This is a genomic window from Allobosea sp. P1_A7 (genome assembly GCF_056406775.1).
Map to the genome: position 1 here is coordinate 1 of NZ_JBFTZN010000333.1, position 8432 is coordinate 8432.

Annotated in this window: 8 protein-coding genes and 1 pseudogene; 6 read left to right on the top strand and 3 right to left on the bottom strand. The window is 61.6% G+C overall.

Annotation, left to right across the window (positions count from 1 at the left end):
* A partial coding sequence (locus tag AC1D34_RS33165) for a hypothetical protein (protein WP_476826531.1) occupies nucleotides 1-949 on the bottom strand: 949 nt, incomplete at its 3' end.
* A gap of 678 nt (nucleotides 950-1627) precedes the next feature.
* On the opposite strand from AC1D34_RS33165, the gene AC1D34_RS33170 reads away from it, so the two are divergent.
* Nucleotides 1628-2152 (top strand): hypothetical protein, encoded by a 525-nt coding sequence (locus AC1D34_RS33170; RefSeq protein WP_476826532.1) that lies wholly within the window; start codon nucleotides 1628-1630, stop codon nucleotides 2150-2152.
* Between the two features lie 1204 nt (nucleotides 2153-3356).
* Nucleotides 3357-3737, top strand: coding sequence for a thermonuclease family protein (locus AC1D34_RS33175; protein ID WP_476771031.1), 381 nt, complete (start codon nucleotides 3357-3359; stop codon nucleotides 3735-3737).
* Between the two features lie 308 nt (nucleotides 3738-4045).
* Here the strand turns inward: AC1D34_RS33175 and AC1D34_RS33180 are convergent.
* Nucleotides 4046-4303: pseudogene (locus tag AC1D34_RS33180) on the bottom strand (ATP-dependent DNA ligase); the annotation flags it as partial.
* A gap of 257 nt (nucleotides 4304-4560) precedes the next feature.
* Here AC1D34_RS33180 and AC1D34_RS33185 point away from each other — a divergent pair.
* The gene (locus tag AC1D34_RS33185) at nucleotides 4561-5205 is read left to right on the top strand and encodes a helix-turn-helix transcriptional regulator (RefSeq protein WP_441509170.1); all 645 of its coding nucleotides are present in this window, start codon (nucleotides 4561-4563) and stop codon (nucleotides 5203-5205) included.
* Nucleotides 5206-5231: 26 nt separating this feature from the next.
* Here AC1D34_RS33185 and AC1D34_RS33190 read toward each other — a convergent pair whose 3' ends face one another.
* Entirely contained in the window at nucleotides 5232-5480 is a 249-nt protein-coding gene (locus tag AC1D34_RS33190; RefSeq protein ID WP_441509171.1) for a hypothetical protein, read from the bottom strand.
* Between the two features lie 343 nt (nucleotides 5481-5823).
* Here AC1D34_RS33190 and AC1D34_RS33195 point away from each other — a divergent pair, with 343 nt between their 5' ends.
* From AC1D34_RS33195 to AC1D34_RS33205, 3 genes are all read left to right on the top strand, one after another.
* Nucleotides 5824-5955 (top strand): hypothetical protein, encoded by a 132-nt coding sequence (locus AC1D34_RS33195; RefSeq protein ID WP_476826533.1) that lies wholly within the window; start codon nucleotides 5824-5826, stop codon nucleotides 5953-5955.
* Nucleotides 5956-6082: 127 nt separating this feature from the next.
* A complete protein-coding gene (locus AC1D34_RS33200) occupies nucleotides 6083-7117 on the top strand; it encodes an IS110 family RNA-guided transposase (protein ID WP_476777259.1) in 1035 nt (344 codons plus the stop codon).
* 218 nt (nucleotides 7118-7335) lie between these two features.
* Nucleotides 7336-8139, top strand: a complete 804-nt coding sequence (locus AC1D34_RS33205; protein ID WP_476826534.1) for an IS110 family RNA-guided transposase — start codon at nucleotides 7336-7338, stop codon at nucleotides 8137-8139.
* Nucleotides 8140-8432: the final 293 nt, after the last annotated feature.

Below are 8432 nucleotides of genomic sequence, written 5' to 3' on the forward strand. Positions count from 1 at the left end.
AATCAACGCCATTGAAAATCGCACGCTTCATCCAAAGCTGAAGATCCTCTTCCGACATGTCCCCGGACGGCGACTGCGTTGAAAGGCCGAACCCCTTGAAGCGAGCGCGCACCTCGGCAGGCACCTTGGATTCATCCATGGCATCCGTGAAGTCATACTCAAGCCGGGCAACACCGTCATCGCCACGCGGCCGGGTCCGATGAAGCTGCGTCTGCGCCTTGTGGCTCTTTAAGAACATGCTGCGCAGCAGGATGGCATCCTCGGACAAATCTCCCTCGGACGATAATTCCCGCAGCATCGTATCCATGCTGCTCTGCTGACGAGCCGCGATCGCAGCCAGGTCGAAGAACGGGGTCTTCGCCGCCGGTTCCGCAACCAGCGCGCCCTCCGCGGCGACCACGTCAAGCTCGACCGGCGCACCGACATCCTGCTGCGCCGCGATCGTCCCGCTCAGCAATTCGCGACCGATCTCGGCTGCTGCCTTCGGCGCAACAGAACGGGCAGGGGAGGCGGTGACGGGGGAGACTGTGCCAGACTCCTGCCGCACACCGCCGCGCTTCTTGCGGGTATGCACCATGGCTGCGGCCCTCAAACGACCGGCAGGCGTCATCGCGCGACTCGGCCGCGCCGGGCGCGGATCATGCGGGCCATACTTCACGGGACGTCCGCGACCGCGCTTTACGGGTTCTCCCATCGACACGACGCCAAACTGCGCCGCAACCGTCGCCGCAACCTCGCTGTTATAGCGGCCACCCGGCGTCGACAGGCGCACGATCTCCCGATCGCGCTTGATCACATCAAGGTCGCTCTGAAACCGGGCCAGCCGAGCCTCATTCTCCGCGAGAATGCGCGCCAGACCCGCCTCGGCATATGCGCCAAGGTAGCGGTCCTGTCGGTCACCGCGCGAACGCGGACGCTCGGTGCCCCACTGATATTGAAAAACGGTCATTGCAAGTCCTGGGTGACGCATAGCGTCTGAATTCGATGCTCATTTTAGCGGGTGCGCTCCGACCCTGACAAGCCAGTGAGCGAATTATTTCGCCTAAAAAATTGGATTATTTCCGACAGCCTTCAACGGCGATTTTCCCAAGGCGCGAAAAATGTCGCAGCGTCGTCTCAGTAATTTATTTCGCCTAAGCGATCGCAATTTCCAACCCGCATTTCGTGGCGCCGATCAGGTCACCATTCGAAATTAATTCGCCTAAGGTATTCCAGCTTTATCGCGCCTGTGATTCAAGCGGCGCTCGCATTTATCTCGCCTAAGGAACTGCACTCGGACTTCGCTGGATGCCCCGGCCGTGCCGTGGTCGAAACGCAATTATCTCGCCTTAGCGTTTTGCAGTTAAGATCACGTTATATCAGGAGGTTAGCGGCCGTTGAGGCCGGATTTGCTGCAATTTGCGGAACCTCGTCCCGTCTACCCCGACGCAGGCGGGTCTGCCTGGCTAAGGCGAAACAAATCGAAATCCGATCCGGATTGGTTCCATAATCCTTCTTATGCGAATCAAACCCGGGGCGAGAAACACATCATTTGGTATGTCGAGTATAGCTCGACACACTATGGATTGATTGACGAGTGTCCCCTCACTCCGTGGGACGAGACCACAAAACCCCAGACAAGACGGAGTTGAAGACTGTGAGTAATATTCGAGATCTGCTGCCGGTGGCTGAACCGCGTCAGGTCAAGGTGATCCTTCTCGAAGACAAGATCGTCGTCGCTGCCACGCACGGCGGAACGCGAGCGACGCAGGCAACGCTTGCGCCAGAACACGTCGTTCTGCCGATTCAGGTTGACGATGATGCGCTCTTTACGGCGGTTTCAGAGATGCTGGGGAAGCACAAGCCAGCTGTTGCCATTCCCCGGCCCCGCTACGCTGAGCTCTATTCTWGGCTGAAGCAGCCAGACCTCGTCGCCGACGTGGATGTCGTCGAGTACTCGGAAACCCTGGAAGTCAGGTTCTCCGCCTACCCTTCGCGTGACCACATCGGCGGCGTTCCCGTTTTTGCGCGGGAAAGCTTCAGCAAGGATGACCCCAGCTTCGCTCTATGCAGCGTGATCCGGCTGATGCTCAATGCACGGCGCCAGTTGCTCGTCATCGAGGACGCGCCATTCAGCCGAGCTTTCGACGGATCCCCCCGTCGGGCGCACTGATTGCGACCCGCGATCGCATAAAACCCGAGAATTTAGAGCGTAGGCAGCCTCAGGGCGCGCCTGCGCTTCTCTTTTGAGGACTGGCCAAAACCCCGCGGCCGCTATCGACCAAGCCGCTTTCGATGACGATTCCGCCGGCCGCATCTGCTGGCTGAAGCACTGGCAGCTGCCGCCGGCTCTCCCACCAACGACGGAGCCTCCATAGACGGGCTTGAAGACCCCATGGAGCCTCCCTCCCCTCCAAGGACCAGGCCCTGCCCCTCGCTGACGGCGATGCCCGCTCAGGGCGCCTGAGAAGCCCCAGCCAAGGACGGCGAAACCCCCGCAAATGCGCAGCCTCACAGTGGCTGCCTCCCACCAAGGACAGGCCCGGAATGGGCCTCATTCCCCAAAATAAAAAATAGGCTCAATACCGCAAACGTGACGCACCCCTTCGGGCGCGTCTCGTTTGCTTGGTGCCTTCGCACCGTATTTCGGTCTCCGACAGCCCCTTGGACCACACCACTTCCACCCGCTTCCGACCTTGATGCGCGCCTGCGCACGCCAGCCCTGTCTTCGCCCGGGCCTGATCGGTTTCGGATGTCGTTTGGCCGCCCTTCGGCGGCCTTTGAATGGTGGTCCAGCGCCTGCGCGCTCATGGGGCTTGGAGACGTAGACTGGCCTCGAATTAAGGCACAGAAATTCGCGTGTCTGACGCCTCATGACGAGGCTACGGGATAGGAGCCTTGGCCTGCGCCAAAGAGCCTCCCGTGACCCTTCCGCGTGCCTGCGCACGAGCGAATTTTGATGCCTTATTGGTCGCCCTCTTCGGGCTCCTAACCCTGGCCAGTGAGGCTGCTTCGCCGCCTCAGATTTGCTGCCGCCATGCGACGTCAGAAGCTGTCGCTTTTAGCCCGCGGTGGCCGGGCCATTTTCACTAACGGTTTCGTTCTGCGAACGGTCAAACCGTGCTGCTGCCTTCCTTGGCTTTCCCTTGGCTCGCCTCTAGCACTCTGCCGACAAGAGGAGCAGCAATGTCGTTCCGACGGGATTTGGCCGGCATGAGTTCGGCCCAATGGGCAGTCGTCTGCGTGTGCACCTTCATCGTCTCGATGGGGGCCGCACTCGGCTTGCTAACGCCCTCCCCTAACCGGCTGGATCGATCCGGGCGACGCTACTCGATCCCCTGTCTTCGAGATCAAACCCGCGCCCGAACGAGATCGAGGTGATCCGCCCAGCGACTGCAGGATCCAGCCAGGCGCAATCTTCCTTCCCGCTATGTGGGCGGGGCGCCGGCGACTGCGTCATCGACGGTGACACCTTCCGGTTTCGCGGCGAGAAGATCCGGATCGCTGACATTGACGCGCCGGAAACAGGCGGAGCCAAATGCGCCGACGAAGCAGCTCTCGGTCAACGGGCCACCTTCAGGCTGGCCGAGCTGCTGAGCTCGAGGCCCTTCCGATTGGAAGCGATTGGCAGCCGGGACGTAGATTCGTACGGCCGAAAACTTCGTATCGTCGCGAACGGCGGTGGTTCGATCGGCGCCCAACTCGTCGACGAGGGCTTGGCCCGACCATGGAATGGCGGCCGACGCCCCTGGTGTTAATTTCCGCTCGCGACCCTTCTGCGACCTTCGGAACGTCTGCTCAGGGGGCAAGATCCCGGCGACCTTCCAGGAGCCGGTGGATGCCGGGCGAGGCGGACACCGTCACAGAAATTCTCGGCCGCACCGGGTGACTCCGTTTGGAACGCGAACGCGTTCGCGAGAGCCAAGGAACGGGCGCCCCTTCCAGTACGCTACACCTTGCGGGGATCAATGTCGCGTTCTGACCGAGTCCCAACATCCGACTAGAGTCGAGAGCAGACGGCATAAACTAGGTCATGATGGATCTTTTAATTGAAGAACGTCCTCGTCGGGAAGCGATTGGTCCAATCATGCCCGCCGCGGGTCAGGATCCGAACGGTGCGATTATCGATATGAATGGCGAGACGATAGCCGTCCCATTTCACTTCAAACGACCAGTCGTTGCCGGTAGGCGGCTTGGAAGCCAATAGATCCAGGCATGGCTCGACCCGCTCCGGCATGGGGTCAAAGTTGAGCTTCCGCTGGCGCGCATCCCGCGCTTTGCTGACCGGGCCACGGACAGTCTCGGCCCCAGGGCCGGCACGCAAAACGCGACGCGCGCACACAACTGACACTCCAACACACGCACGAGGTTCGCCCCGCCGTTCCGAGGGGGCGCGGCGGGGCTCCCTAGGCCGTGACGGTGCCGGATGTGGATGACGCCAAGACTGAATAGCGAACTCATGGCGAAACCCGCGATTCCCCGGCGCGGCTAGCGCTGCAAATACAGCACCTCGGCAAAGGAACAGGCGAGCGGCTCGATAGTTAAAGTTTGATGGGCGTATTCATTGCTGGGGGGATAAGGTTGGAACCGATGATCTCTAGGCCGAACGACGCCAGGCTGAGCGCAACTTTGAGCAGCGAGCCACAGGAGAAGGGGAGATCAGGTTCGACAAGCAATTATCGCGGCGCTGTGGCCCTGAACATGCTCGACCGAATCGGCTGCGGCTATCTCGTCGTCGAGAACCACCGAAAGATCGTTGAGGCCAACGCAACGGCCAGACTGATCCTTGGCTGCGATGAGGGGGCTTTTCAAGATCTTGGCCAGCTGACCAGCGCCTTCAAGCGGTTGATCGGGCGAGCCCCAAACGGCCCGAGACTCGGTCCACTGAGCTGGATCGTCATCTCTGGCACAAGCGACACGCCTTTCCTCCTCAATCAGGTCGCGGACGACATACCGGACGGCACGAGCGTGGTCATGCTGCTCGATCTTGATGCACACCTGCGACCGAATCCCTTCATGCTTCAGCGCATGTTTGGCCTGACCATGGCTGAGACGCGCCTTGCGCTTCAAATGGCGCAGGGCGATCTGCCCGCGGATGTCGCCAGCAGTCGGCACCTAAGCCGCACCACCATTCGCTCGCAACTAGCTGCGCTCTTCGCAAAAACCAACACGAAACGTCAGGCAGAGCTGGTCACGTTGCTCGCCAGGGTAGCGGTCCTGCCCTGAACGCGCTCGTTCAAGGAGAAAGCCGCTTATTGTTGGCCGGTCGAAACGGACGTGCCCCCTGCCTCTTCCGCGAGGATAAAGGCGCGCGCAAAGCGCTCAGTTGGAAACCCGATCAACAGGGCTGAATCACCAATTTCTGTTGGAATAACCCGGTAAGGGATTTCCCACTCGGTCAGCCACTTATCCATCACCTGAAGCCGAGACAGGAAGTGGTGCCCCGCGATCGGGATTGCGACGTGGTAAATCCACGTGTTTGAGACCTCGGTACGGTACATCCGCCTGATTCCGAGCGATAGGGCCCGCCTATGGCGACAGCAGGGCCCGAGGCTGTGCAGGCTTGGAGAGTGGCGATGCCAGCACAGAGAGACAAACCGATGATGCCCCTCGGTGTTCCATCAAAGCAGAATACGGGAACAAAAAAAAGCGGCCCGCGGCGTCCTCCCACTGCGGGCCAAGTGTAGGGGGCATGATTGGTGGAGAAACGCGCTGGGAAAGCAGCGGTTCGGCGCCAACGCAAAAAGATCGGGTTGTTGGGGCTCCGGCCGCCCGTTGATACGGGATGACGGAGAGCGGTCTTCCGGTCAGGCTCCGTCGATCCAACCGGTCAGGAGGCCTGCCATGGAGCTGTTCGTCGGTCTTGATGTGTCTGTTCGCACCACCAGCGTCTGCGTCATGGATGCGGGCGGCAAGCTGATCCGGGAGAGCAAGGTCGAGAGCGAGCCGGAGGCGATCGGCGAGCTTTTCCCGTGATCTGCGTCGAGACGCGGCACATGAAGGCCGCGCTCTCGGCGCAGATCAACAAGATGGTGTGTCCCGGCTGGAGGCGCGAATTTGTCGCGCGGCGACCTAAGTCGCGATGCCAGTGGAGGAAGTCACCATGTTCTACTGCGGACTGGACGTTTCGCTGCGGGAAACTGCGGTGTGCATCGTAGATGCCGAGGGCAAGGTCGTGAAGGAAGCGAAGGTTGCGTCCGACCCCGAGGTCATCGCCCGCACATTGAGCGACAGCGGTTATTCTTGCGAGAAGGTTGGTCTGGAATCAGGCTCGACTGCGGCCTGGCTGCAAGCTGGCCTGACGAAGCTTGAGATACCGGCGATTTGCATCGACGCCCGTCACGCGGCGGCGATGCTGCAAGCTGGGCTTCGCAACAAGTCGGATCGTAGCGATGCGCGAGGCATCGCGCAGCTGATGCGTATGAACGCCTATCGTCCGGTCTGGGTGAAATCCGAGCGTTCGCAGCGGCTCAACGCTCTGTTCACCGCACGCAACACTCTCCAGGACCAACTCGTCAGGATCGAGAACGTGGTGCGGGGACTTTTACGTTGCGATGGGATCAGCCTGCCACTCGGCCGTCGCCATTTCGAAGCCGAGGTGCGCACGCGGGTCGGTGACCACGAGGAGATCATGGCGACGATCGAACCTTTGCTCGCAGCCCGAGCTGAGTTGCTCAGGCAGCGGACCGTCTTCGATCGGCGCATCATCACGTTGGCGCGACGGGACGATGTCTGCAAGCTGCTGATGACCATGCCAGGCGTCGGCGCTCACATTGCGCTGTCGTTCAGGGCTGGCATTGATGAGCCCACCCGCTTTCGCCGGTCCCGCGATGTTGGAGCGCATTTCGGACTCACGCCACGGCGATATAGCTCTGGCGAGATTGATCTGTCGGGTCGGATCAGCAAGATGGGCGATCAACACGTCCGGCACATGCTCTATGTCGCCGCCCAGATTACATTGAGGCGCGACCAGGGGCTCTGGTCCTCCATGAAGGCGTGGGCAATGAACGTGGCCAGGACACGCGGTCTCGCGAAGGCGCGAATAGCTCTGGCCCGCCGTATCGCAGTCACTTTGCACAAGATGTGGCTAACAGGCGAGCCGTTCTATTGGAGGAAAGCGGAAATCACCTCAGCCTGAGCTTTTACAGCATCCGCCTCGGCGGACGTCCCCGGCAAGGGACGGGTGAGGGTGAGAGCGACCGTCCGTTTGGTGCGCCGTCGGCCGACCAGGGAACGCCGCAAATAAGATAGCTCCGCCCCCGCTCAGATGAACACCATCCTGTGCCGGCCTCGCGCCGAGCCCGAAGAGAAGACTGTTCCGATGCCGGTCCGACAATGCTGTGCGCGGATAATGCGATGGAGACTGACCATGCGTTAAACCATCCCTTGACGAACGCCGGGACAGAGAAGACCGATCGCAACGATGCCCGCGGCATCGCGCAGATGATGCGGGTCGGGCTTTACAAGCCGGTGCATGTCAAGACGGTCCGGAGCCAGGAGATCCGGATGCTTCTCACCGCCCGCAAGTTCGTGCAGACGAAGCTCCTCGACGCCGAGAACAACCTGCGCGGCCTGCTGCGCAACTTCGGGCTCAAGGTCGGCGCCGTGACCCGGGTTCAGTTCGAGCGGCGGATCCTCGAGCTGCTCGAACAGTCTCCGCATCTGCGCCTGATCATCGAGCCGCTTCTCGAGGTGCGGCGGGTGCTGCGGGAGCAGTTCCAGCATCTGCACAAAGCGATGGGGCGGCTGGCCGAGAGCGACGAAACCTGCAAGCTGCTGATGACGGCGCCGGGCGTCGGTCCGATGGTCGCGCTGAGCTTCCGGGCCGGCGTCGACGAGSCGGCTCGCTTCGGCCGATCGCGCTCGGTTCCGGCCCATTTCGGGCTGACGCCCTCGCGCTATCAGTCGGGAGAGATCGATCGGGATCGCGGCATCTCGAAGTGSGGCGATGCCGGGMTCCGCTGGGCGCTGGTCGAGGCCGCCGGGATCCTGCTGCGGATCTCGAAGAAGAGCTCGCCGCTGAAGACGTGGGGGCTTGCCGTCGCCCGTCGTCGAGGCATGGCGAAGGCGACCGTGGCGGTAGCCCGGCGCCTGGCGGTCATCCTGCATCGGATGTGGGTCGACAACACGCCGTATCGCYGGGAGGCTGAGGCCGCCTGAACCAGCAAAAGAGTTCCGCGTCGCTGCGCGGATCGAGGTCCCGTCCAGGGACGCGTGGGCAGGCRATCTCGAGGCGGGCCTGAGCGTCAGTCCAGGCTGGCAGCTCGATAAAAAGATTGAGACGCCTCTCCATCCGACCCGATCATGAAGCGGCTCAGCGCCGACTTCGCAGAGAAGCCAGMCCCCTGGCGGGAACTCATTATCGCGCAGCGTGGCGCAGAGGCTTGTCGGATAATCACCCAAAGCGATCGACGGCGGGCTCTATGACCCCGCCGTGGGCGCTTTTGCTTGAC

Bases quoted from the DNA above. Each gene is read 5' to 3' on its own strand.
- AC1D34_RS33190 (WP_441509171.1), bottom strand. From the start codon at position 5,480: ATGTACCGTACCGAGGTCTCAAACACGTGGATTTACCACGTCGCAATC.
- AC1D34_RS33195 (WP_476826533.1), top strand. From the start codon at position 5,824: ATGGAGCTGTTCGTCGGTCTTGATGTGTCTGTTCGCACCACCAGCGTC.
- AC1D34_RS33200 (WP_476777259.1), top strand. From the start codon at position 6,083: ATGTTCTACTGCGGACTGGACGTTTCGCTGCGGGAAACTGCGGTGTGC.